General features: G+C 69.7%; 1 protein-coding gene. It reads right to left on the bottom strand.

Annotated features, from left to right (window positions below; translation table 11 throughout):
- Positions 1-501 (bottom strand): MerR family transcriptional regulator (locus QSK26_RS41475; protein WP_285780860.1); only part of this gene is annotated, 501 nt, incomplete at both ends.

The raw sequence follows: 501 nt of genomic DNA on the forward strand, positions 1-501 counted from the left end.
CGTCCAGACCACGGCGGTCTCCAGGAGGGCGTCGGAGTCGCTCTGCCGCACCAGGAGGTCGAGCTCGGCCTCGGCCACCTGGCGGGCGGCCTGGGAGTAGACCTCCAGCAGTTTGAGCTGGTCGGTCTGCCCCAGGCGGAACAGCGTGGCCAGCGCGGAGATCAGCGTCTGACGGGCCGGGTTCGTCTCACGCACCTGCCAGCCGAGCCGGTCGAGCAGCAACTCGGCCTGCTCGGCGCCCTTGTGCCACGCCTCGTCCTCCACCACCGGCCGCGGCGCCGCCATCGCGAACTGCGCCTTGCCCGCGGAGTCCAGCACGCTCATCCCCGGCGCGTACATCTTCTCCAGCACGTCACGGGTCGCGGCCACGCTCAGCCCGCCCACCTCGACCAGCGCCCTGATCATCCGCAACCGGCGCACATGGGCCTCGGTGTACTGCGCCTGGTTGTAACTGGTGCGCTCACCCGGGAAAAGGAGGCCCTCACGCAGATAGAACTTGAT

Origin of the sequence: Microtetraspora sp. NBRC 13810, from assembly GCF_030268685.1 — a bacterium.
Lineage (GTDB): Bacteria > Actinomycetota > Actinomycetes > Streptosporangiales > Streptosporangiaceae > BSRQ01.